Genomic DNA, 21691 nt, shown 5'->3' on the forward strand with positions numbered 1-21691 from the left:
AGGTCTGTTCAGCAGCATGTGAGCCGTCGGTCGCGAAGGGAAATCGGGTATTGATATATCGGAAAATCTCGATATCATCCGAGCTATGGACTTACTCGAAATATTCAAAGCACTCTCAAATCCGGTACGCCTTCAAATCCTGAAAGGCTTGAAGGACCCCGTGAACAATTTCCCTGCGCAGGATGAGGGTGACGTTTTCACGGTGGGTGTCTGCGTCAGCAGTATCCAGGAGGGTATCGGGCTGTCGCAGTCTACGGTGTCGGGTTATCTGGCAACCCTGCAACGAGTTGGCCTGGTCGAAGTCAGGCGCATCGGTCAGTGGACGTACTACAAACGCAATGAAGCAACTATCAGTGCCCTTGCCGAGTTGATCGGGAAAGATCTGTAATTTTTTTACTGCATGATATTGAGATATCTGGATATTCCGTTTTGTCGATACGAGGATTTCAAAATGAAAGCGATGCTACTCAAATCATTTGGCGGCCCGGAATCGTTCGAACTCTGCGACGTACCCAAGCCAGTGCCGGGTGTGGGACAGGTCTTGGTGCGGGTATACGCAACCTCCATCAACCCCTTGGATTTTCAGGTTCGGCGCGGCGATTACGCTGACCTGGTGCCACTGCCGGCGATTACCGGACATGACGTTTCGGGCGTTGTCGAAGAAGTCGGGCCGGGGGTGACGGGCTTCGCTCCGGGGGACGAAGTCTGGTACACCCCGCAAATATTCGACGGGCCAGGCAGTTATGCCGAGTACCACGTTGCGGCCGAAAGCATCATCGGCCACAAACCGCCATCGCTGAGCCATCTTGAGGCGGCAAGTCTGACTCTGGTTGGCGGCACGGTGTGGGAAGCGCTGACCATGCGAGCGGCGCTCAGGGTAGGGGAAAGCATTCTAATACACGGCGGCGCGGGAGGCGTGGGTCATGTAGCGATCCAGGTCGCAAAAGCCATTGGCGCGCGGGTCTTCACCACCGTGCGCGAAGCAAACTTTGAGTTCGCCCGTAGCATGGGTGCCGATGTGCTTATCGACTACAAAAAGGAAGATTACGTCGACGCCATCCTGCGCGAAACCGGCGGCCAAGGTGTGGATGTGGTGTTCGACACCATAGGCGGCGACACCCTGTCGCGCAGCCCGGATGCGCTGGCTCAACTGGGCCGTGTGGTCTCGATTGTCGACATCGCGCAGCCGCAAAACCTCGTTCAGGCCTGGGGCAAGAACGCCAGCTATCACTTCGTCTTCACCCGACAAAACCGCGGCAAGCTTGATGAGCTGAGCACGTTGGTGGCTCGCGGTCAGTTGCGCCCACACGTTGGCGCGGTCTATTCGCTGGCCGATATCGGCCTGGCCCATGCTCGGTTGGAAAGTCCCGAGAACGGCCTTCAAGGCAAAATCGCGATTGCAGTTGAGCCATCGCTTATTTCCTGAGCGCCTATTTTCAGCCGTCTAAGTCGTCTCAGAGGAAATGCCATGATTTATGAAATTGCTCTGCTTCCCGTACACAAAGAACGCATTGAACAATTCAAAAGTGCCTTCGCCGAGGTCGCGCCGTTGCTCACCCGCGCGAAGGGTTACGGCGGCCACTTGCTCGCGCAAGGAATCGAAACCCCCGAGCATTTCAACCTGATAGTGCGCTGGGCTTCACTTGAAGATCACTCGCCGGGCTTCGAGGCGAGTGATGACCATCAGATGTTCATGCTGGGCCTGGAGGACTATTTTTCTGAAGAACCGAAGGTCCACCATATCGAAGGAGCAGTTTTCTAACTGGATCGATGCTCAGTGGACGGCATCGCTCGCCGCACTCCACCGTTCACACCTGATCCAACGCCTCAATCACACCTTTGTCCTCGCCCAGAAAACCACCGCTCTGGTGCTGCCAAAGCCGCGCATAAACGCCATTCTTCGCCAGCAGTTCACTGTGGGTTCCCTGTTCGATAATGCGCCCGTCATCCATCACGATGAGCCGGTCCATGGCGGCAATCGTCGACAGTCGATGGGCGATGGCGATTACGGTTTTGCCTTGCATCATCTCATCGAGGCTTTCCTGGATTGCGACTTCGACTTCCGAGTCCAGCGCGCTGGTGGCTTCGTCGAGCAACAGGATCGGGGCGTTTTTGAGCATGACCCGGGCAATTGCCACGCGCTGGCGTTGGCCGCCCGACAACTTGATGCCGCGCTCACCGACCAAGGTGTCGTAGCCGCTATGACCTTGGCGGTCGCTGAGTTGGCTGATGAACTCGTCGGCCTGCGCATTGGCGGCGGCGCTGCGGATTTGTTCGTCGGTCGCGTCGGGTCGGCCGTAGGCAATGTTGTCGCGGATCGAACGGTGCAGCAGGGACGTATCCTGCGTGACCATGCCGATTGAGGCGCGCAGGCTGTCTTGCGTCACTTTTGCGATGTTTTGGCCGTCGATGCAAATCTCGCCGCTGTCGACGTCATAGAAACGCAGCAGCAGGTTGATCAGCGTGGATTTACCCGCACCGGAGCGTCCGACCAGGCCGATTTTTTCGCCAGGACGGATGTTCAGGTTGAGGCCGCTGAGTACTTGGCGCTCGCCGTTGTAGTTGAAGCTGACATTGTTGAAGGCCACCGCGCCGCCGGTGGTTCGCAGCGTGCCCGCATCCGGCGCGTCCTGCACTTTGGTGCCGAGGGTCAGCGTCGCCATGCCATCCTGGGCGGTGCCGATGCTTTCGAACAGCGAAGTCATTTGCCACATGATCCAGTTCGACATGCCGTTGATCCGCAACGCCATCGCAGTGATCGCCGCCACGGCGCCCGCGCCGACCGCACCGTCATGCCAGAGCCACAACGCATAACCGCCCGCCGACATGATCAACGCCACTACCAGTGCCTGATTGACGATCTCGAACTGGCTGACCAGGCGCATCTGGCGGAAACCGGTTTGCTTGAAGTCCTCCATCGCCGCACGCGCGAAATGCGCTTCGCGATTGGAGTGGGAAAACAGTTTCACCGTGGTGATGTTGGTGTAAGCGTCCGAAATTCGCCCGGTCATCATCGACCGTGCGTTGGCCTGCTCCTGGCCGACTTTGCCCAGACGCGGCACGAAATACCACATGGCCAAGCCGAACAACACGAACCAGGCCATGAAGGGTAGGATCAGCTTCAGCGCGAAGCCGCCGGCCAGCGCGATGATCGCGATGAAATACACGCCGATCCCCGGCAGGATCTCGATCATTGTGAACAGCACGTCGCGCACGGCCAGCGCAGTCTGCATGACCTTGGTGGTGACGCGGCCGGAGAATTCATCGGAAAAAAACGAGAGGCTTTGTCGCAGCATCAGGCGATGGAAATCCCAGCGCAGCCGCAACGGCAAGTTGATCGCCAATACCTGGTGCTGCAACATCGTGCGCAACGCCACCAGCCCGACGCTGGTCACCATGACAATGCCCATGCCCCACAACACGCGGCTTTCCTGCGCCGCCGCTTCACCGCCGGCCTGCCAGGTCGAGAGCAGGTCGACGATTTGCCCCAGAAACGAAAACAGCCACGCTTCGTAGATCGACACACCGGCACTCAGCACCGCCAGCGCCAGGATGTAACCGCGAGCGCCGCGCGTGCAGGCCCATAGGAACCGGGCCAGGCCAGCGGGCGGCGGTGGCACTTCGTCAGGCGGGAAGGGGTCGAGTCTTCGTTCAAATACACGAAGCATGCTGGTCTCCAAAACGATCAAGTTGAGGGGATTCTGCCATTGAACGGATGCTTTGAGGGTTTTGCGAACGTTGGGGGCGGCGATGAGGCGAGGTATGCGATATCTGGCCGACCTCAAAATCGGCTTATATTCACGGAGGAAAAAATGCGGATGTACATCACAGGTGCCTCGTGTGCGGGCGGCACCAAACAGGGGCTAAACCTCGCAACGCTGCTCGGTGTACGGCATGTCGATGTCGATGATTTTTTCTGGATGCCGACCAATCCTCCTTTCACCACCAAGCGACCTGCCGAAGAACACGTGGCGCTGATCCAGCAAAAAATTCGCTGACGCAGATTGGGTGCTGAGCGGCTCATGTATGGGGTGGGGAGAAGCGCTGATTGCTCATGTCGATCTGATTGTATTCGTCGTGACGCCGACGCACGACGACCCCAATTTTTCAGGACGCAATCGAGTTTGGCACGAGGCTTTGGTATCTCGGCAGAAGGCGCCGGTGTCGCATGTTGATGGGGTGGAGAGTGCTGAGAGGATAGTTGCGGGCGTGGTTCAGGAGGTGCGGATGCGACACGGAGCGATTCTGTAAAAATTACCCGGTCATTAATCGAATCAATAACAACCATTAACTCAATGAAGTTCTCATATTAGCACCGCGGCGTAAGATCGGCTCAATTCCAAACCACTCCACGGAGCACATGATAATGAAACGCCAAACCATCCTCGGCATCGCTTTCTCGATCTTCGCGCTGAATGCTTTCGCAGCGACTGCTGCCCAATCTGTGGTCGCTGAAGGCGCCTCGGATCGTCTGTTCAGCGACGCGGTCGCCGCTGCTACGCAAACCGATCCGCTGTTCAGCGATGCCGTCGCAGAGGATGGTTCGGATCGTTTGAAAGGCAACCTGGTTGCCGAAGGTGGCGCAGAACGTCTGCTCGAACGCCGTGCAGTCTGAATGCATGGTTCCAACGTAAGACTCGGCGAAAAGCCCGGCCTCATCAGCCGGGCTTTTTTGCTTTAGAAATGACACGCGGCGGTCGCGCATGCTGCATGTGCTGTTCCACATGGCGCGCCACGACCAACCGGCCACGTCCGACACCATCGCGCAGATGCTCGGCACCAATCCGGTGGTGGTTCGGCGGACCATGGCACTGTTGAAAAAGGAAGGTTATGTGCGCTCGGAAAAGGCCCACAGGGGAGGGTGGACGCTGGCAGAAATGACTCTGCTGGACATCCATCAGGCGCTGGGCTCGTCTTCGCTGTTTGCCATCGGTTTATCGACCGACCACCCACAATGCCTGGTCGAACAAGCGGTGAATGCCGCGCTGACGGAAGCGTTTGACGCGGCGCAGGCATTGTTGATTGATAGTTTACAGCGTCTGCGGCGGGCAGGACCGGTGACCAAGCCCATTTGTGCCGCCGCGGCATGTCTGAAATTCCATCTGATCGCATTTCCCTGGCTCCCCGAAACCCCTAATTTAGACGCCTAAGCATGTGATTGAAGGATGAGAGTTATTCTTCAAGTAGCGCTCGACCACTGTTGATCAACCCTGCAAAGCGTTTGGCGTCCAGAGGTGGAATGCGCGTTCAGGCGGTGACGATGTAGTACGCAGCCTCGGGTATGCGGTTAATGCACATGAATTGATTCAGGGAAATGATCAAAAAATTATGCCTCACGTGGAATGCCTATTTTTCTTCTGCCGTCTTATATGGCCTTTTAATTAAATGTCTATGGGTTTCATATTAAGAGAGCGCAGTAATGATCAGATTTAATGACCTAGCCATTTTTGTGCGTGTGGCAACCGTTGACAGTTTCTCCGTCGTAGCTAGGGAAATGGATCTCTTTCCTGCTCAAATCAGCGCCGCTATCAAGCGCTTGGAGTGTGAACTTGATACGCGCCTGTTTGCGAGATCAACACGAAGTTTGCGCCTAACAGCCGAAGGCGAACGTTATCTGCCTTACGCTCGGGAGGTTTTGAATACGCTCAGTGAGGGGCGAGCCGGGTTACAACAGGACGATCGTAAACTCCATGGCGTCTTGCAGATCGCCAGTGCCTCAGATTTCGGGAGAAATGTGTTGCTTCCCTGGCTGATCGATTTTCGTCGAGACAACCCTGGTCTGGTGCTTCGTGTGATGTTGTCCGATAGCGTCTCGGACATCTTTCGCGATCCGATAGATGTAGCCGTCAGGTATGGCACGGTACAAAACGCCGACTTTATCTCTTTGCCCTTAGTGCCTGGCAATCGCCGTGTACTGGCTGCATCGCCGGCTTATATAGCGCTGCACGGGCGGCCCAAGTCCGTGGAAGATCTTAAGACTCATGCGTGTCTTCGTTTCCATATGAATGGAAAACTCTACGACAGATGGATATTTCCCAAGTTGCCGGAGAGCGACTTCGTTATTGTAAACGGCCCTGTTCTAAGCGATGACGCAGACGTCATTCGACGATGCGCCATCGCGGGGGAGGGAATTTTGTACAAATCATGGATGGACGTTTGTGAAGATGTCAGTGCCGGTCACTTGGAGGTATTACTACCTGAGGTTCCAGGTGAGCTTTACCCTTTGAGTTTCGTTTGCCCGCACAGGAAACAGTTTACCCCGGCGATTCGTTTGCTTTACGCGTACTTGAAAGATAAGTGTGAATCGCTGTTGATGACGCACGCCTAGGCGTGCGCCAGACGTTATTGTGCCAACACCTATCTGCTTCAATCTAGCTGGACAGAAAGCCCGGGATAGTCGGTGTACCCTTCCTTCCCTTGGCTGAACCACGTCGAACGATCCTCTTGCCTCAGCGACAAGCGACGGCGAAGTACCTCTGGCAGCTGGGGATTGGCGATAAATGGACGTCCGAACGCCACGGCGTCGGCAATACCCGCTTCCACAACCGCCTCGGCACGAGCCGAATCGTAATCTGAGTTGAGGATAAGCGTGCCTTTGAAGGCATTACGAATGATGGCTGCGCTTGGAGGGTATTCCGAGACGCCAAAACTCCCGTCAGCCGGCGGCTCGCGAAGCTCGAGATGGGCAATACCGATCTCGGATAACACTTCAGCGGCGTGGGTAAACAAAGGCACAGGATTACTGTCCCTCACGCCCTGGTCATGACTGCTGGGGGTTAACCGAACACCCGTCCGATCTGCTCCAACGACTCCCGCGACCGCTTGCGTCACTTCCTTGAGCAGCCTGACCCTGTTCTCAATTGAGCCTCCATAGGCGTCGGTGCGAAAGTTGCCGCTGTCGCGTAAAAACTGATCGATCAGGTATCCGTTGGCGGCGTGAATCTGGACGCCATCAAACCCCGCCAGCAACGCATTCCTGCCTGCCTGGGCGAAATCGGCAATCAGTGGCGCGATCTCCTCGAGCGGTAGTGCTCGAGCCTGGGAGTAGGGTTGTTTCCCCGCGTAGGTATGGGCCAGTCCAGGTGCTGTCGTCACCGAGGGACCTATGGGTTGTGCGCCGTCAAGGAAGCTGGGATGTACCACCCGGCCCATGTGCCACAGTTGAGCAATTATTCGACCACCGCCAGCGTGCACAGCGTCGGTAATCAATCGCCAGCCGGCAATTTGCTCAGCGGACCAGATACCGGTTGCATAGGCCCATCCCAGGCCTTGCTGGCTGATGCCGATCGCCTCGCTGATGATAAGCCCCGCCGTCGCACGTTGAGCATAGTAGTCAACCATGATGGGGGTAGGGACGTGATTCTGCGTTCCTCTGGCCCGAGTCATTGGGGCCATGATGATGCGGTTAGGTAATGTCATGGCGCCCAGACGCAGGGACTCGAACAGTGTGGCCATGTGGATCTCCTTTGTGTTGACGAAAATGTCAGGTTTAAACCAGGCGTGCGCCACCATCGACGTTGATCGTGGCGCCGTTCATGAAGCCGTTGCTCATCAGGAAAACCACCGCCGCGGCCGCTTCGTCGGCAGTGCCCAGGCGGTGCAGAGGCAAGGTTTTCTCCAGTGCAGCGAGAAAGCCATCGCGCGCATCGCCCATGGCTTTCGCGAGGATCGGCGTATCGATAGGGCCTGGAGACAGGGTGTTGACCCGGATAGGCGCCAATTCGAGGGCCAGGCTGCGGGCGAATGCTTCCATGGCAGCTGATGCAGCGGCGAGCACCGCCGTGCCGTGCGCATTTGGGTCTATCTGCAAGCGCACCGGAAATAAAGGTGACGGAGCCGTCTTTGGAAAGGCGATTGCCAAGCGCTCTCAAGGCATATACCGAGGCCCAGATTCGCTCGTCGAAAGCGCGTTGCAAATACGCCACATCCGCTTCGAGCACTTTGCCGGCGACGAACGTACCGGCCAGCAGCACCAGGTGATCAACCTTTGGGATATCGGCCAGAGCGGCCTGGATTTGTTCGGGCTTAGTGACATCAGCGGCACGCCAGCCATCCAGCTCGTGGGTATTGGCGGCTTGCTGTGCCCGGTCTGGGTTGGAGCCGATCACGAAGACCTTTGCACCAGACGCCTTGGCCTGAATTGCAGCTGAAAGGCCGATACCAGATGTGCCGCCGACGACTACCACGGTTCAATCCAGAAGGGTGTGTGGGCGTACGTTGCTATGGCTTGGGTTGGAAATGTCGATCATCACTGTTGGCTCCTCAAGGCATCGAATTGATGCTGTGAGGACAGCGTATGCGTAACCTTCAAAGTTGATAATAGGGTTTCAAGTGGTTACTATTGTGCCATGAAAGCACAAATTGGATTGGACCGCCTGACAGGTCTTATTGCCTTTGCTCGCACGGCCTCGCTGGGCAGCTATACAGCCGCTGCACGGGATCTCTCCGTGTCTCCCTCGGCCGTCAGCAAAAGCGTTCAGCGCCTGGAAGAGCATTTAGGTCTGCGCCTCTTCAGTCGCACCACCCGCTCGCTGACCCTGACTCCCGAGGGACGTGAACTGTACGAGCGTGCATTGCGGGTGATCCGGGAAATCGAGGACATTGAGCAGACTGCGGTAGCGTCGAGAGGCGAGCCGTCAGGCACTCTGAAAGTAACTGCGCCGCTTCCCATCGGCGTCAACATTCTTGCTCCTGCGCTCCCGGCGTTCCGTGAGCGTTACCCGAAACTGGCGGTGGACCTGCGGCTTGGCGATCAATTCGCCGACATTATCGAGCAGGGGATAGATGTCGCCATCAGGGTCGGCAACCTGGCTGACTCCAGGCTGGTTTCCAAGCCTCTCGGCCCACATCGAATCTGCACCTTCGCATCGCCCGGCTATCTCGCCAGAAAGGGCAAACCGCGCAACATCGATGATCTGGTCAATCATGATTGCATCAATTTCCGTTATCAGAGTTCGGGACAGGCGCTACGCTGGCCCTTCCAGGTGGGGGAGCGCGTTGTCGAGATCACTCCCGACGCCACCATGACCATTGATGTGAGCGACGCGGTCGCGATGACGCTCGCCGCAGGCGGCGGTATTGGTATCTCTCCGACTTATGTTGCCGCGCCTTATGTGCTGAGGGGTGAGTTGGTACCGGTGTTTCCCGAATATGCGGTAGACAGGTTCGTCATCACCGCTCTCTGGCCCGAAAGCCGCAGAGGCAATCCAAACGTGAAGGTATTTGTAGACTTCCTACAAGAAGTGTTCCCGGTACCGGCCCCTTGGGATGTGATAGTCGAATCGGCGGGTAATGCTCAGCGCTAACGACGTTCGACAGCGCAGCGCTCAGTTGAGTTGCTCGATCCAGGAGGACACCGAGTCACCACTGCTCATGTTCGGCCGGATAATCCCGTTGATCATGAACGTGGGCGAAACGTGGACGCCGTTTTGTCGAGCATACTTGCACTGCCATTTGATGGCCTGATCCAGGGTTGGAATTGCGAAGGCCTCTGCCAGTTTGATGCCACTGTAATGCTCGAGGCGCTTAATGATGTCTCTGGGCGTTACGTCCAGATTGGGGCCTTCAGCGTGATTGTCGAATTCGAATTCCCTCCGGTGCGCTGCGACAGCGGCCATGACATTCTTGGCATTTTCTTTGCCGCCCTCAAGCGTCGCTGCGGCAAGGATGCACCGGATGATGACGCCTGAAAACATATGCCAGGGCTGGGACTGCAGGCGAATGATCAACGTGATCCGGTCTTCGCCAGCCTCTGCGAGGAGCGCATCGAGCTTGAGGAACGCCTTGACGGAATAGGGGCAGGTGGGCTCGAGAAAAACTTCAAACAGGTGAGGGCCCTGACCCCACGAAAGCGTATCCACTTTCACTGGCCGGTCGTTTTCAGGTTTTTGCATAAAAGTACCTTTCAGTGAATCAGAACGAAGTGAGGGGCCCCTGCGGGAGACAAAATAGCCTGAGTACACTCAGGCATAGAGCACATCCCAGAGCCGTTTTAACTTGAGTGTCATATTGGTTTCAGACACGCTCTGAAGTGTTATGACTTCTTTGAAATATTTGGCGTAAATCGCTTCAGTTACGTGCCGGACCTCGCCGTTTTCATCCAGTTCGACATCGGAAAATCGAAGGATACCTACAGGTTCGAACCCCGCACGCTCAGTGAACTGTTGCATGGCTTTCGACTTCATCGTGACGTATGAAAAAGCCATTGCGATACCCATCGCTTGAGCCAGCGCATCCACGATATAAGCCGCAAAAAGCGTAGCCCCCGTGCCCCGATGCGCCGGAGCGCACACACCATAGCGGCTATGGAGAGTCAGCGCGTCTCGATCCACTTCCAGGCACAACGCGCAGACAATTTCCTCGCCGTGTCGACCGATGTAAACGATAACGTCCTTCGCCTTTTCACCCGAAAAGTAAACCTTTGTCTCATAGAATCGTGGCTCAATATACTTTTTGCCAGATCCGACACGGATGTCCGGATACCACGATTTGATAAGCGCGCATAGAAGGTCAATATCATTACGTTCCAATTGCTCGTAGTTATATTCAGTCGGAGTGATGGTATTTTTGGGCAGCTCCGTGAGTAGCGGCCAGGATGCGTGTTTTATCATGTCGATCTCGTTAAAGTTCAGGCGTGATGCTGCTGACGATTTGAAAGCAGTTGTTTGCCCGAATTTATGGATTTTTAGGCTCGAAGCCGATCAGTGGTGCCTTAGCCATTTCAGAAACCCTCCAGGTACCGCCGTCGGCGCTTTCTGCATAAGAATGGAGCGGGCATGTTGCTGTCGGAGCATTTGGAGGCGGGTGAGGGACATGCGCAATTGCGACCTTTCACCCATACACCGACGTACTTCATCCCGATGCAGTTGAAGTACTTTCACGGCGGAAAGCGCAATGAATTGCGCGCCGTTTGGCTTGTTATCCATGACGCCTTCTTCGCCTAATACTTCCCCTGGCCCCATCCGCGCGACTTCGACCCAATGGGCTCCATCGTTCAACTGGACGGACACCACTCCACTGCCGATAACACAACAAGTGTTCGCTGATTGCGTTGGCTTTCAACACAAAGTCGCCAGTTGCCAGCCAGGTTGATAGCAGGTTCATGGCGAGACGGTCTTTATCCTCTGAAGTGAAACTTGCGAAAATGCGCACGTCGTCCAGCACAAAGCGAGTGATACCGGCCACCGGGATTTCAGCAGAATTGGCGATATCAACGCCGGATGCGCGTAGATGCCTGTAAGCAATGTCGTAAAGGCGATTACGTGCTGCAATTTTTTCGGCAGGCGTGCCTACAAAACCGATGACCTCATACTCCAATAAGCCTTCCGTTATGTTTTTGAGGATGACCTTGGGCGCAGGAACTGGCAGTAGCGCTGAATAACCCAGCAGCGCCTGCTCGAGTATTTCCTGGACGCGTTCGGGTCGAAATCGCAGAGGCAGGTGCAGGCTTATCGTCACCCCGTGTTGATCTTGGGGCCTGCTCATGTTTTGTATTTTGGTTTTCGCCGCCACCGAATTGGGTATGACGACGGTGCTGCCTTGCGAGGTCAGCAACAATGTGGCGCGCCAATCGATGTCGGTGACCCTGCCTTCCATGCCATCGATTTGAATCCAGTCGCCCACTTGATAAGGGCGAGTGGCATTCAGGACAATCCCGCTGAATACATCGCTGAGTGTGCTTTGCAAAGCCAGGCCGACGATAATGGCCAACGCGCCAGAAGTGGCGAGCAATCCTTTGACGGGAAGTTCCAGTACGTAGGCTGCCGCTGCGACGGTGGCGACCAGAAAAATCAGAGCGCCGAGCACTTCCCTGAGCAAGCGACCGCCTCCCTCAGTTCTGGATATCAGGATTGCGCCGAGCAACTCCGTCAGCATCCGCGCGCTTAAAAACCACCAGACGAGTACCAGCAGTGTTGCAGCCAACTGCCAGGAACCAGAGTCAGGATCGCGCACGGGTTGCAAGGGGGAGTTGCCGGACAGAAAGATGGCAGCGCTGTAACAGGCGTAGAGACAAATATTAATGCCCACGCGCAACCCCTGCAGCCTTCGGGGAACAATCCACCAACCAATAATATCGGCGATTAATATCGCCCCGAGGAGGGCGCACAGCCATTCAAGTGTCACGATGTGACCCTCCCGGAGTCTGGTGCATTCGTGCTTTCCCACAAGCGGCGGAACAGGCGATCAAATGGCGACGCCACGCCAGAACTGGTGGAGTTCAGCACTGATGAATTCAGGCTTTTCCTCAAATACCCAATGTCCGCACTGCGCGATGACACCACCTTTTGCCGACAGCGCGATGTGTTTTGCCGAGGTAAAACAATGGTCGCCAAATGACACTTCGCCACCCCAGGCCAACACTGGGATCTTTAGCTTCCCCTTGGTCAGTTGCGCGGTCTGCTCCGCCATTTGCGGGATAGAGCCATAGTGATTCAGGCTGGCACGCAGGTTGCCCGGTTGGCGCATCTGCATGACGTAATAGTCGATGTCGTTCTCGGGCATTGCCGTCGGGTTGTAGGCAAAATCTCTGAAGAAGTGCCGCAGGTACATATCCTCCCGACCTTCAATAAGGGCACGGCTGATGTCCATGTTCATGTGCATGCTCAGATGCCAGTAGGGCACCCGCGGATCGACATAACCTGGAAAATCCAGGCCAAAAAAAGGTGTTTCGATAGTGGCCAACGACAAAGCGCGTTCAGCCGCCAGGTAGGCCAGGGCAACCGAAGGCGGACCTCCCAGGTCATGGCTGAGGATGTGGAATGTATGAGCCTGTTCAACCTCCAGCAGACCGAGCATGTCTTTAGCGATATTGATGGGGTCGTAACCTTGATACGGCTTATCGCTGTCGGCGAAGCCGCGGAGGTCGGGGGCGATGAACGTGTAATGTTCTGCGAGCCTGTCGATGACCGGCATGAACTCTCGATGATTTTGTGGCCAGCCGTGCATACAGAGGACCACGGGGCCTTTCCCGGCAACCACGTAGTTGAGTCGAACACCGTTAACGGTGGCGCGTTTGTGCGTCAGGTTGGTCATGGCGAGTGCCTTTTTTGTCCCGTCTGACCCGGGCCTTTCGAGCCCGGGAGCGTAAGGCGGGTGTGCAATGTGATGCATGCCGGACCCGGCCGGGTGAACGGCATGCGCAAGGCTTGCTTAGTTAAGGTGAGCCTTGAGTTCTGTGCCCGCCTGCCTCATGGCCGCCTTGACTTCCGGTACCTGGCTCAACGGGTTCAGCAGGCCATAGTCATGGATCATGCCGTTGTAGCGAACCGCCGTGACATCGACCCCGGCCGCGTCCAGCTTCTGCGCGTAGGCTTCGCCTTCATCGCGCAACACGTCCAGCCCCGCAGTTTGTACGAGGGCAGGTGGAAGTCCTTTCAACTGATCGATGCTGGCCTTGAGCGGGGAGGCATGAATTTGCGCCCTGGCTTTCAGGTCGGTTGTGTAACTGTCCCAGAACCAGGTCATCATGTTCCTGGTCAGGAAGTGGCCTTCAGCGAACTGCTTGTAGGTGTCCGTCTCGAAGTTGGAGTCCGTGACCGGCCAGAGGAGCAGCTGAAATCGAATTTTCGGAGTGGCTTTTTCTTTAGCCATCAGGCTCACGACAGCGGCCATGTTGCCGCCGACACTGTTACCGGCCACCGCCAGGCGCTTGCCATCCACGTTGATCTGTTTACCGTTTTCCGCCACCCACTTGGTGGCCGCGTAAGCCTGGTTAATGGCGGTGGGATAATGGGCCTCAGGGGATGGTGTGTAATCGACGTACACCGCGACCGCACCGGAGGAGACGACAAGGTCGCGAATCAGGCGCGCATGGGTGGGATAATCCCCCAGGACCCAGCCGCCACCATGAAAGAACATGAAGACTGGAAGCTCGCCTTTGGCTTTTTCAGGCCGAACCACCGTCAGCTTGATCGTCTTGCCATCGGCGGTAATGGTCTTGTCACTCACCTCAACGCCCGATAGATCAACCTTTACCGAGTTTTGCGCGCCCGTCAGCACCGCGCGGGCTTCTGTTGGACTCAATTGCTCGAGCGGCTTGCCGCCACCCGCCGCCAACGCATTCAGAAAGGCTTGGGTTTGATGTTCCGGTATTGGATTGCCGGCGGCCATTGCGGACCCGACCGATAGGGCGATCATCGCTGGCACTGCTTTCACGACGTGTTTCATGTTGCCTCCTGAAGCCATTGGTTTGTATGAAGCGTGTAAGAACGAGGGCGACTATCGATGTCATCCGGTCAGCCTCGTATGGGGGGGTTATTGGGCTAGATAACCGTTGCGGGCGAATGCGAGGCAGGCGGCTCGACCAATCCCGCTTAATGCTCCGGTCACAAGAACGACGTTGCTCATCATGGTTTCCCTTTTAATAAGACATGGCCACGTCAGTCGACGCAGCGCGTGAGGTGTCTCGACGTCAAACCAGCCGCGAACCTCCATCGATATTGATCGTGGCGCCGTTCATGAAGCCGTTGCTCATCAGAAACACCACGGCTGCACCCGCTTCGTCCGCCGTGCCGAGGCGATGCAGTGGCAGGGTTTGCTCCAGCGCGGCGACATAACCGTCGCGCGCATCGCCCAAGGCTTTCGCAAGGATCGGCGTGTTGATGGGCCCCGGAGAAAGGGTGTTGACCCGGATAGGTGCAAGTTCCAGAGCAAGGCCACGGGCCAATGCCTCCATGGCAGCCGATGCAGCGGCGAGCACCGCGGTGCCGTAAGCGTTTGGCCGATCTGCCAACGCACCTGAAATCAAAGTCACCGAGCCCTTTTTGGAAAGGCGATCGCCGAGAGCCCGCAAGGCATGTACCGACGCCCAGATCCGCTCATCAAAAGCGCGCTGCAAGTACGGGATGTCCGCTTCGAGGACTTTGCCGGCGACGAAGGTCCCTGCCAACAGCACCAAATGGTCAACCTGCTGTATGTCTGCCAGCGCGGCATGGATCTGTTCGGGCTTGGTGATATCGGCCGCACGCCAGCCGTCCAGCTCATGGGTGTTGGCGGCCTGCTCTGCGCGTTGCGGATCTGAACCCAGAACAATGACCTTTGCACCCCGGCCCTTGGCCTGAATCGCGACAGCCAGGCCAATTCCGGAGGTCCCCCCAAAGACAACAATGTTTTTGCCTGCTAAATCACCGGTTAAGGCGTCCTGCGCGGAAGTAATGGAGTTCATGTCTTAATCCTCATGCTGATAGCGGTGGTGTATTTTTGAAGTCTTGCCCGACGCTACTGGATGGTCTGCCGGAGGGACGTTCGGAGCCAGTTCGATACGGCCTGTGCAAAGGCTTCAACGTCTTTTCCATTGCCAGTGATGATCCACTTCAAGGCCACAACATCGTCGGGCATAAATATCGCGCCATAACTACTCAACTGGATCACCAATTCGACGGAGTTATTGATGGTTGCTTTTTTTCCAACCAAGATGCCTGCCTGGGCAAGCACTATTGCGCCAAGTCCAATTCCCGCAACCAACTTTCGGGCTTTATCGAATTCTTGTAGTTGAGCGATAACATTGATGTTATTCCACAAATACTCTTTAGTCCCCGCTCCCCCCATGACAGCGATGGCATCGAAACATTCGCTGTACAGCTCTTCCAGATCTTGAGTCTTGATGTGTTCAAAAGTCATTCCGTGCGTAGTGCGTGCATCGACGGAGAAAATTTTCAGGTTATATTCTTTGCGCCATACACCCAGGCACGATAAGAGCATCGGTGCGTCTATACGTCTCGGCGGGATAATGATGGCTAAGCTTTTCATAGATGTATCCTAACGACCCAGCTAACTAAAGGCGCCGTATAAAAGTGCATATTGGCTATCGCTGTTACCTGTAGCCGCTGCACCGATTGCAGCTCTGGAGTGAGCATCACCCTGTCGCATTTAAAAATACAGGTGCGCTACGGATTAACACCTAAACTCTTGCGATGTAAATGCGTGCAGCCCAGAGTTTTAAAGGCGTAGCGGCATTAGCACTAAATTCATTTAAGTCCTAAATGCTGGCGTGCGTTCTCTTCTTCGCTGCTTGGAAATATGATCCAACTGCAAAGGGTTTGCTCGTTGATCAATCTGCACGGTGACCCTTCTAAGGCGGCATGTCGTCAATTGAACATGTTAAGGAAATCCGTGAGGTGTTGAATGAGCGAGCCATCGGAAAAGCTGCAGGTGTTCGTAAGCTATAATCAAATCCGGGTGCAGTTCCATGCCTGTCCACCTCGGCCTTGCCCTGAACTACAAAATGCCCTCGATCGCCTCGCATCGTTGCCTGGGTGCGTTAATTACGGATTAAGCTATTGGACACATAGTGCATTCCAATGGTCGATTATGGGTGTATGGACTGACGAGGAAGACCGTGATCGTCATTACTGTAGTGAACAGATTCAAGTTCTTTTCAATTGCCTTATTCAGCAACATGCCGCATTGATCTGTTGCAGCGAGGGGCAGATTTGAGCTTTGTGGCGGGGAACGTCTGAGCGTCCTACATGCGGGAGAATAAAAGTAATGAGCTTCGAAAAGCGTTATCAACCTTATCGCGGCCCCGCAGCAGGATGGGGAGCTCTTTTGTCCGTTGCGAAATATTGGATGCGAAGTGGTAATGCAATGAAAAATGTCCGCGCGCTTCGACTGTGCTGCCGAGTAAAGCGCCGCTCAGGCGGCGCTCGCGGTAGCGTGCTGGCCCGGGATGGCGCCAATCAGCTCACGGGTGTAATCGCTGGTCGGGTGGTTGAAGATGCGCTCCACCGAGCCCTGTTCAATTACCCGGCCATTGCGTAACACCAGCACTTCATGGGCGAAGTTGGCGACCACCGACAAGTCGTGGGACACCAGCACGTAGGCGATGCCCATGTCCCGTTGCAGCTCTTGCAGCAGTTCAAGGATGTGCGCCTGCACGGACACGTCGAGGGCACTGACCGGTTCATCCAATAGCAATAGATCCGGTTTCAGCGCCAGGGCGCGGGCGATGGCGACACGTTGGCACTGGCCGCCGGAAAGCTCGCGCGGCAGGCGATCGAGGAAATTCACCGGCAAATGCACGCGACTGATCAGCTCGCGCGCGGCCTGTTCCAGGGCCGCGCCCTTGAGCAAGCCGAACGACACCAGCGGTTCGACGATGCTGTCGAACACGGTGAAGCGTGGGTCCAGCGCGGCAAACGGGTTTTGTTGCACCAGTTGCAGGCGCTGGCGCAGCGGGCGGAAGTCGCGCCAGCTGAGGTCGGTGACGTCCTGTTGCTCGAACCACACCCGCCCGCGGCTGGGTTTTTCCAGGCCAAGGGCGATGCGCAGCGCGGTGCTTTTGCCCGAGCCGGACTCGCCGACAATCGCCAGGGTCTGCCCGGGGTAGACCTGCAGGCTCAGGTCCTCCAGCGCTACAAAGGTTGCGTCTTCGCCCTTGACCTGGGGCAGCGCGAACGTCTTGCCAACGTTTTGCAGTTGCAGGACCGGCGGCTGCGTCGGGTTCGGTCGGGCCAGCGGCGGGCGGCGCTTGGCGAACGCCGGCGCGGCGGCGATCAAGGCGCGGGTGTAGTCATGCAGCGGCGCGCCGAGAATCTGCCGGGGTGCCCCTTGCTCCACCACTTGCCCCTGTTGCATCACCAGGACGCGGTCGGCGCGATCCAGCGCCACGCCAAGGTCATGGGTGATGATCAGCAACGAGATCCCGCGCTCACTGACCAGCCGTTGCAGGTGGTCGAGGATCTTGCGCTGCACGGTAACGTCCAGAGCACTGGTCGGCTCGTCGGCGATGATCAAGCGTGGGTTGCCGGCCAGGGCGATGGCGATCAACACGCGCTGGCGCATGCCCCCGGAGAGTTCATGCGGGTACTGGCGCGCGCGCAGTACCGGCTTGTCGATACCGACCTGTTGCAGCAGCTCGACGATATCGGCATCGACGCCGGGGTAGCGCTTGCCCTTGGCCAGGATCAGCGCCTCGGCAATCTGCTGGCCAATGCGCAGGGTCGGGTTGAGGCTGACCATCGGGTCCTGAGGCACCAGGCCGATGGTGCGCCCGCGCAGACCGCGTCTCTGGCGTTCGCCGGCGTGGGTGAGGTTGTTGCCGTCCACCCACAGCTCGCCGGCGCTGATGGTTGCGCTGTCCGGCAACAGGCCGAGAATCGCGTTGGCCAGGGTGGTTTTACCCGAGCCGGACTCGCCGACAATCGCCAGCGTCTCGCCTTGGGCGATGGTCAGTGACAGCTGGTTTACCGCCAGGTTGCCGTGCCGGTAGCTGACACTAAGCTGGCGAACATCAACTAAAGCATTCATCGCTGAACCTCCTCGAACGTGCGGGCAATGTGGTTGAGGCTGAACACCACCGCGACCAGGAACAGGCCGGGCAGCAACGACACCCAGGGGGCGGTGATCAGAAAATGCCGACCGTTGGCGATCAACGTGCCCCATTCGGCGGCTGGCGGCGCGGCGCCGAAACCGAGAAAACTCAGGCCGGCGGTGGCGAGGATGGCTGCACCGAAATCCAGGGTCGCCAGTACCGCCACTGGGCCCCACGCGTTGGGCAGGATGTGCCGCAGCAAGGTGCGGCCCCAGCTGGCGCCGCCCAGGCGTGCGGCTTCCACGTACGGCAAGGTCTTGACCCGCAGCACTTCGGCGCGGGTGGTGCGGGCGAATCCGGGGATAATCCCGACGCCCACGGCGATAGCCACCGGCACCGTGCCGAAGCCGATGGCGGTGACAATCGCCAGGGCCAGCAGCAAGCCGGGCAGGGCGAGCAACACGTCGACAAACCGCATGATCACCGCATCGATACGCCCACCGGCAAAGCCGGACAGAATGCCCAGCCCGAGCCCGCCCGACAATGCGATCCCCACCGCCAGCAAGGCCGCCAGCACCGACAGCCTGGAGCCGTAGACCACCCGGGTGTACAGGTCGCGGCCCAGCTCGTCGGTGCCGAACCAGTAGCTCAGGTTCGGCGCCGTGAGCTTGACCGCAGGTGCGGTGGCATAGGGGTCGAAGCTGGTCAACCACTGCGGCGCCACGGCGGCCAGCAATGAAAACACCACAATCAACACCGCCAGGCTGAAACCCGGTCGCCGCAGCAAGGGCATTACCGCCGCCGTGGCACGTTGTCGGCGGGTGCGGCGTTGCCAGAGTGGGGGCGTAAGGCCGAGGTTTTGCTCAAGGATAGTCATGGTCTAGGACACCTTTGGCGTGTGGGAGATGCGCGGGTCGAGCCACGGGTACAGCAAGTCCACCAGCAGGTTGACCAGCACAAAGGCTGCCGCCGACACCGTGACAATCGCCAGCACCACCGGGATGTCCTGGCGCAGCACAGCCTCCTGGGCCAGGCGGCCGATGCCGGAGCGGGCGAAGATGGTTTCCACCAGCACCGCACCGGACACCGTGTTGCCCACCTGCAGGCCGATCAGCGTGAGAATCGGCAGCGCCGCGTTGCGAAACCCATGGCGGGCCTGCACCTGGCCACGGCTCAGGCCCTTGGCGTAGGCGGTGACGATATACGACTCCTGCCACACGTCCTGGAAGCTGCGCTGCAGCACTTGGGCATACACCGCCGCACTTGGAATCGCCAGGGTGATCGCCGGCAGTACCAGGCTTTCAAAGCCCCGACTGCCGGTGGCGGGGAACCAGCCGAGGCCGAAGGCGAACACCTGGATCAGCAACAGGCCCATCCAGAACACCGGCACCGAAAACCCCAGGGAAGGCAGGCGCGCCAGGGCTTTTTTCAGCGGTTGCCAGCGGATATAGGCGGTCAGGTAGGCCAGGCCGACACCGCCGACCAGCGACAACACAATCGCCAGGCCGGCCAGGGACAGGGTTTGCGGCAGGCGCTCGGCGAGCAACTCGGCGACCGGGCGGTTCAGCGACAGGGACTGGCCGAAATCTCCGTGCAAGGTGCCCAGTAGCAGGTCGGCATATTGCTCGAAGAGGCCCTTGTCCAGGCCGTAATAGGCGCGTGCCTTGGCGAGGTCGGCCACCGACAGCGAATCGGCCTCCATGCCCGAGGCGCTGAGCATGATTGACAGCGTGTCGCCCGGCAGCAGATAGAGGATGAAGTAGGTGATGCTATAGGCCCCCCACAGCACCAGGAGGGCCTGGCCGACGCGGCCGATCAGGTAGCGGCTCATGGCGTGCCGATCTCGATATCACCCAGCAGCGCGAAGCCCTCGGCGGTCCAGCGAAAATTCTTCACCTTGGCCGACGTCGCAGCCTGCCACACGCGCTCGTACACCGGGAACGCCGAGCTTTCGTCGATCAGCAGGTCCTGCAGGTCGCCATAGGCGGCGGCACGTTGTGCGCCTTGGGTGGCCGTAATGCCAGCATCGAACAAGCCCTTGGCTTTTCCCAGGGTGGCCGGTTCGTAGGTGTTAGTGGCCACGGTGGAACTGTTGGCGCTGCGCGGGTCGAGGATGGTTTGCAGGATGATCGGGTCGGCGCGGGTCATGTAGTTGATGGTCAGGTCGTAGTTGCCGGCAGAGTTGTTGGCCACCCATTCGGCGCGGGTCACCACGCTGAGTTTCAACTCGATGCCGACCTTGCGCAGTTGGTCCTGGATCAGCACGTCACCCGCGGTTTCGGCCGGGCTGATGTTGTAGCTCAGGCTCAGGCGCTTGCCGTTTTTGCTGCGGTAACCGTCCGCGCCCTTGGCCCAGCCGGCTTGATCCAACAGTTTTTCGGCAGCTGCCGGGTCGTAGCCGAGCTTGCTGCCCTGGCTTTTGAAGTAAGGCGTGGTCACGTCGAAGATGCCGTCCACCACCGGGAACTCGGCGTTATACACGGTGCTGGCGTAGCTCTTGCGGTCGATGGACTTCTGCACGGCCAGGCGCACGTGTTGATCGGCGAGAATGCGTTCGCCACGCGTGTTGGGGTACAGGTTCAGCGCCGGGCCCGGCAGCGAACGGCTCTGGATGGTCGCGCCCTTGGACTGGAACAGCTTCAGGTCGACTTCCGAAAACGGGTTGCGTGGCCACAGGATGTCGGCCTTGCCCTGCAGGAACAGGCCGTTGCGCACGCTTTCTTCGGGGATGTAGCTGATGTCGACGGCGTCCAGGTGTGCCTCACCCGGGTTCTTCATATTCGCCGAGGGCCACGCGTAGCCCTTGCGTTTGGTCAGGTGCGCGCCGACTTCCGGGGTATAGCTGGCCAGCACAAACGGCCCGGTGCCGATGATCTTGCCCAGCGAGCGCTCCTTGACCGTGAGTGCATAGGACGCGGGCGCGAGAATTGCCAGGTTGGTGGTCGAGGTGGCTTGTAAAAAGCCCGCGTTGGGTTTGGCCAGTACCAGCTTGACGGTGAAGTCGTCGACCACTTCGGCGTGGTCATAACCGGCCAGGTAGGTGGCGCCGAAGGTCGCCGGCAGCTCGGTGGCCAGGGCCTTGTCGCTGTCGAACGCGGTTTTCACCGCTTTTGCGTCGAAGCGCTCGCCGTTGCTGAACGTCACGTTGTCGCGCAGGTGAAAGGTGTAGGTCAGCGCGTCGTCACTGATCTCCCAACTCTTGGCCAGCCAGGGGATGATCTTGCCGGTGGCCGGGTCCTGGTCGGTGAGCGACTCGGCGACATTGCGCAGCAGCACACGGTGTTCCAGCCAGTAGACCTGGAACGGGTCGACGCTGACCAGGGTGGTGTTGTCGCCAAAAAATGCAATATTCAGGGTTTTGTTCGCTTGCGCCTGGTCACCCGAAGGCGAGCAGGCGGCCAGGCTGATCGCCAGGGCGCAGGGGGCCAGCAGACGGCTCAT

21 protein-coding genes and 3 pseudogenes are annotated in these 21691 nt (G+C 58.0%); 8 read left to right on the forward strand and 16 right to left on the reverse strand.

The window, feature by feature from the left end:
* Positions 1-85 precede the first annotated feature (85 nt).
* From C4J88_RS13210 to C4J88_RS13220, 3 genes are all read left to right on the forward strand, one after another.
* Positions 86-388, forward strand: a complete 303-nt coding sequence (locus C4J88_RS13210) for a helix-turn-helix transcriptional regulator (RefSeq protein ID WP_101209484.1) — start codon at positions 86-88, stop codon at positions 386-388.
* Positions 389-451: 63 nt separating this feature from the next.
* Positions 452-1426 (forward strand): zinc-dependent alcohol dehydrogenase family protein, encoded by a 975-nt coding sequence (locus C4J88_RS13215; protein ID WP_124407171.1) that lies wholly within the window; start codon positions 452-454, stop codon positions 1424-1426.
* A gap of 42 nt (positions 1427-1468) precedes the next feature.
* Positions 1469-1762 (forward strand): antibiotic biosynthesis monooxygenase, encoded by a 294-nt coding sequence (locus C4J88_RS13220; protein WP_124404142.1) that lies wholly within the window; start codon positions 1469-1471, stop codon positions 1760-1762.
* Positions 1763-1808: 46 nt separating this feature from the next.
* Here C4J88_RS13220 and C4J88_RS13225 read toward each other — a convergent pair whose 3' ends face one another.
* Positions 1809-3668: an ABC transporter ATP-binding protein gene (locus tag C4J88_RS13225; RefSeq protein WP_124407172.1), complete on the reverse strand. Its 1860-nt coding sequence runs from the start codon at positions 3666-3668 to the stop codon at positions 1809-1811.
* Positions 3669-3812: 144 nt separating this feature from the next.
* Between C4J88_RS13225 and C4J88_RS13230 the strand changes: the two are divergent.
* The 4 genes and pseudogenes from C4J88_RS13230 to C4J88_RS13245 all read left to right on the forward strand — a co-directional run bounded on the left by C4J88_RS13230 (position 3813) and on the right by C4J88_RS13245 (position 6328).
* A pseudogene (locus C4J88_RS13230) lies at positions 3813-4251 on the forward strand (adenylate kinase).
* A 115-nt stretch (positions 4252-4366) separates the two neighbouring features.
* Positions 4367-4615 (forward strand): hypothetical protein, encoded by a 249-nt coding sequence (locus C4J88_RS13235; RefSeq protein WP_124407173.1) that lies wholly within the window; start codon positions 4367-4369, stop codon positions 4613-4615.
* 64 nt (positions 4616-4679) lie between these two features.
* Positions 4680-5150: pseudogene (locus C4J88_RS13240) on the forward strand (Rrf2 family transcriptional regulator); the annotation flags it as partial.
* 269 nt (positions 5151-5419) lie between these two features.
* Complete coding sequence (locus C4J88_RS13245) at positions 5420-6328, forward strand: LysR family transcriptional regulator (protein WP_124367008.1); 909 nt, start codon at positions 5420-5422, stop codon at positions 6326-6328.
* 38 nt (positions 6329-6366) lie between these two features.
* On the opposite strand, the gene C4J88_RS13250 is transcribed toward C4J88_RS13245, so the two are convergent.
* The 3 genes and pseudogenes from C4J88_RS13250 to C4J88_RS27725 form a co-directional block, all read right to left on the reverse strand.
* On the reverse strand, positions 6367-7455 hold the full coding sequence (locus tag C4J88_RS13250; protein ID WP_124407174.1) for an alkene reductase: 1089 nt from the start codon (positions 7453-7455) through the stop codon (positions 6367-6369).
* Positions 7456-7489: 34 nt separating this feature from the next.
* Positions 7490-7753: an SDR family oxidoreductase gene (locus C4J88_RS27720; protein ID WP_256659116.1), complete on the reverse strand. Its 264-nt coding sequence runs from the start codon at positions 7751-7753 to the stop codon at positions 7490-7492.
* Positions 7754-7871: 118 nt separating this feature from the next.
* A pseudogene (locus C4J88_RS27725) lies at positions 7872-8186 on the reverse strand (SDR family NAD(P)-dependent oxidoreductase); the annotation flags it as partial.
* A 162-nt stretch (positions 8187-8348) separates the two neighbouring features.
* On the opposite strand from C4J88_RS27725, the gene C4J88_RS13260 reads away from it, so the two are divergent.
* Positions 8349-9305 carry a LysR family transcriptional regulator gene (locus C4J88_RS13260; protein WP_124407175.1) on the forward strand — a complete coding sequence of 319 codons (957 nt, stop codon included), beginning with the start codon at positions 8349-8351 and terminating at the stop codon, positions 9303-9305.
* Between the two features lie 21 nt (positions 9306-9326).
* Here C4J88_RS13260 and C4J88_RS13265 read toward each other — a convergent pair whose 3' ends face one another.
* From C4J88_RS13265 to C4J88_RS13320, 12 genes are all read right to left on the reverse strand, one after another.
* The gene (locus C4J88_RS13265) at positions 9327-9893 is read right to left on the reverse strand and encodes a thioredoxin domain-containing protein (RefSeq protein ID WP_164487657.1); all 567 of its coding nucleotides are present in this window, start codon (positions 9891-9893) and stop codon (positions 9327-9329) included.
* A gap of 69 nt (positions 9894-9962) precedes the next feature.
* Positions 9963-10610 carry a hypothetical protein gene (locus C4J88_RS13270; RefSeq protein ID WP_124367011.1) on the reverse strand — a complete coding sequence of 216 codons (648 nt, stop codon included), beginning with the start codon at positions 10608-10610 and terminating at the stop codon, positions 9963-9965.
* Positions 10611-10700: 90 nt separating this feature from the next.
* Positions 10701-11012, reverse strand: a complete 312-nt coding sequence (locus tag C4J88_RS28080) for a cyclic nucleotide-binding domain-containing protein (protein ID WP_372238006.1) — start codon at positions 11010-11012, stop codon at positions 10701-10703.
* Positions 10918-12123, reverse strand: coding sequence for a mechanosensitive ion channel family protein (locus C4J88_RS13280; RefSeq protein WP_124407176.1), 1206 nt, complete (start codon positions 12121-12123; stop codon positions 10918-10920). Before C4J88_RS13280 ends, C4J88_RS28080 begins: the two co-directional genes overlap by 95 nt.
* 60 nt (positions 12124-12183) lie before the next feature.
* Complete coding sequence (locus C4J88_RS13285; protein ID WP_164487534.1) at positions 12184-13032, reverse strand: alpha/beta fold hydrolase; 849 nt, start codon at positions 13030-13032, stop codon at positions 12184-12186.
* A gap of 117 nt (positions 13033-13149) precedes the next feature.
* Positions 13150-14166, reverse strand: coding sequence for an alpha/beta hydrolase (locus C4J88_RS13290; RefSeq protein ID WP_124407177.1), 1017 nt, complete (start codon positions 14164-14166; stop codon positions 13150-13152).
* A 244-nt stretch (positions 14167-14410) separates the two neighbouring features.
* A complete protein-coding gene (locus C4J88_RS13295; protein WP_124367014.1) occupies positions 14411-15163 on the reverse strand; it encodes an SDR family oxidoreductase in 753 nt (250 codons plus the stop codon).
* Between the two features lie 53 nt (positions 15164-15216).
* Complete coding sequence (locus C4J88_RS13300; RefSeq protein ID WP_124367015.1) at positions 15217-15747, reverse strand: DJ-1/PfpI family protein; 531 nt, start codon at positions 15745-15747, stop codon at positions 15217-15219.
* Between the two features lie 885 nt (positions 15748-16632).
* Positions 16633-18246 (reverse strand): ABC transporter ATP-binding protein, encoded by a 1614-nt coding sequence (locus C4J88_RS13305; RefSeq protein ID WP_124407178.1) that lies wholly within the window; start codon positions 18244-18246, stop codon positions 16633-16635.
* The gene (locus C4J88_RS13310; protein WP_124407179.1) at positions 18243-19127 is read right to left on the reverse strand and encodes an ABC transporter permease; all 885 of its coding nucleotides are present in this window, start codon (positions 19125-19127) and stop codon (positions 18243-18245) included. The genes C4J88_RS13305 and C4J88_RS13310 overlap by 4 nt, the downstream gene beginning before the upstream one ends.
* A 3-nt stretch (positions 19128-19130) precedes the next feature.
* On the reverse strand, positions 19131-20081 hold the full coding sequence (locus C4J88_RS13315) for an ABC transporter permease (RefSeq protein WP_124407180.1): 951 nt from the start codon (positions 20079-20081) through the stop codon (positions 19131-19133).
* Positions 20078-21691 carry an ABC transporter substrate-binding protein gene (locus C4J88_RS13320; protein ID WP_124408618.1) on the reverse strand — a complete coding sequence of 538 codons (1614 nt, stop codon included), beginning with the start codon at positions 21689-21691 and terminating at the stop codon, positions 20078-20080. Before C4J88_RS13320 ends, C4J88_RS13315 begins: the two co-directional genes overlap by 4 nt.

The sequence above is a fragment of the Pseudomonas sp. R4-39-08 genome (genome assembly GCF_003852275.1).
Lineage (GTDB): Bacteria > Pseudomonadota > Gammaproteobacteria > Pseudomonadales > Pseudomonadaceae > Aquipseudomonas.

Excerpts from the sequence above, each read along its gene's own strand:
- C4J88_RS13315 (WP_124407180.1), bottom strand. The coding sequence starts at position 20,081 with ATGAGCCGCTACCTGATCGGCCGCGTCGGCCAGGCCCTCCTGGTGCTG.
- C4J88_RS13215 (WP_124407171.1), top strand. The coding sequence starts at position 452 with ATGAAAGCGATGCTACTCAAATCATTTGGCGGCCCGGAATCGTTCGAA.
- C4J88_RS13245 (WP_124367008.1), top strand. The coding sequence starts at position 5,420 with ATGATCAGATTTAATGACCTAGCCATTTTTGTGCGTGTGGCAACCGTT.
- C4J88_RS13295 (WP_124367014.1), bottom strand. The coding sequence starts at position 15,163 with ATGAACTCCATTACTTCCGCGCAGGACGCCTTAACCGGTGATTTAGCA.
- C4J88_RS13265 (WP_164487657.1), bottom strand. The coding sequence starts at position 9,893 with ATGCAAAAACCTGAAAACGACCGGCCAGTGAAAGTGGATACGCTTTCG.
- C4J88_RS13250 (WP_124407174.1), bottom strand. The coding sequence starts at position 7,455 with ATGGCCACACTGTTCGAGTCCCTGCGTCTGGGCGCCATGACATTACCT.
- C4J88_RS13300 (WP_124367015.1), bottom strand. The coding sequence starts at position 15,747 with ATGAAAAGCTTAGCCATCATTATCCCGCCGAGACGTATAGACGCACCG.
- C4J88_RS13305 (WP_124407178.1), bottom strand. The coding sequence starts at position 18,246 with ATGAATGCTTTAGTTGATGTTCGCCAGCTTAGTGTCAGCTACCGGCAC.
- C4J88_RS13235 (WP_124407173.1), top strand. The coding sequence starts at position 4,367 with ATGAAACGCCAAACCATCCTCGGCATCGCTTTCTCGATCTTCGCGCTG.
- C4J88_RS13285 (WP_164487534.1), bottom strand. The coding sequence starts at position 13,032 with ATGACCAACCTGACGCACAAACGCGCCACCGTTAACGGTGTTCGACTC.
- C4J88_RS13225 (WP_124407172.1), bottom strand. The coding sequence starts at position 3,668 with ATGCTTCGTGTATTTGAACGAAGACTCGACCCCTTCCCGCCTGACGAA.
- C4J88_RS13210 (WP_101209484.1), top strand. The coding sequence starts at position 86 with ATGGACTTACTCGAAATATTCAAAGCACTCTCAAATCCGGTACGCCTT.
- C4J88_RS13320 (WP_124408618.1), bottom strand. The coding sequence starts at position 21,691 with ATGAGCCGTCTGCTGGCCCCCTGCGCCCTGGCGATCAGCCTGGCCGCC.
- C4J88_RS27720 (WP_256659116.1), bottom strand. The coding sequence starts at position 7,753 with ATGGAAGCATTCGCCCGCAGCCTGGCCCTCGAATTGGCGCCTATCCGG.
- C4J88_RS13290 (WP_124407177.1), bottom strand. The coding sequence starts at position 14,166 with ATGAAACACGTCGTGAAAGCAGTGCCAGCGATGATCGCCCTATCGGTC.
- C4J88_RS13220 (WP_124404142.1), top strand. The coding sequence starts at position 1,469 with ATGATTTATGAAATTGCTCTGCTTCCCGTACACAAAGAACGCATTGAA.
- C4J88_RS13270 (WP_124367011.1), bottom strand. The coding sequence starts at position 10,610 with ATGATAAAACACGCATCCTGGCCGCTACTCACGGAGCTGCCCAAAAAT.
- C4J88_RS13310 (WP_124407179.1), bottom strand. The coding sequence starts at position 19,127 with ATGACTATCCTTGAGCAAAACCTCGGCCTTACGCCCCCACTCTGGCAA.
- C4J88_RS13260 (WP_124407175.1), top strand. The coding sequence starts at position 8,349 with ATGAAAGCACAAATTGGATTGGACCGCCTGACAGGTCTTATTGCCTTT.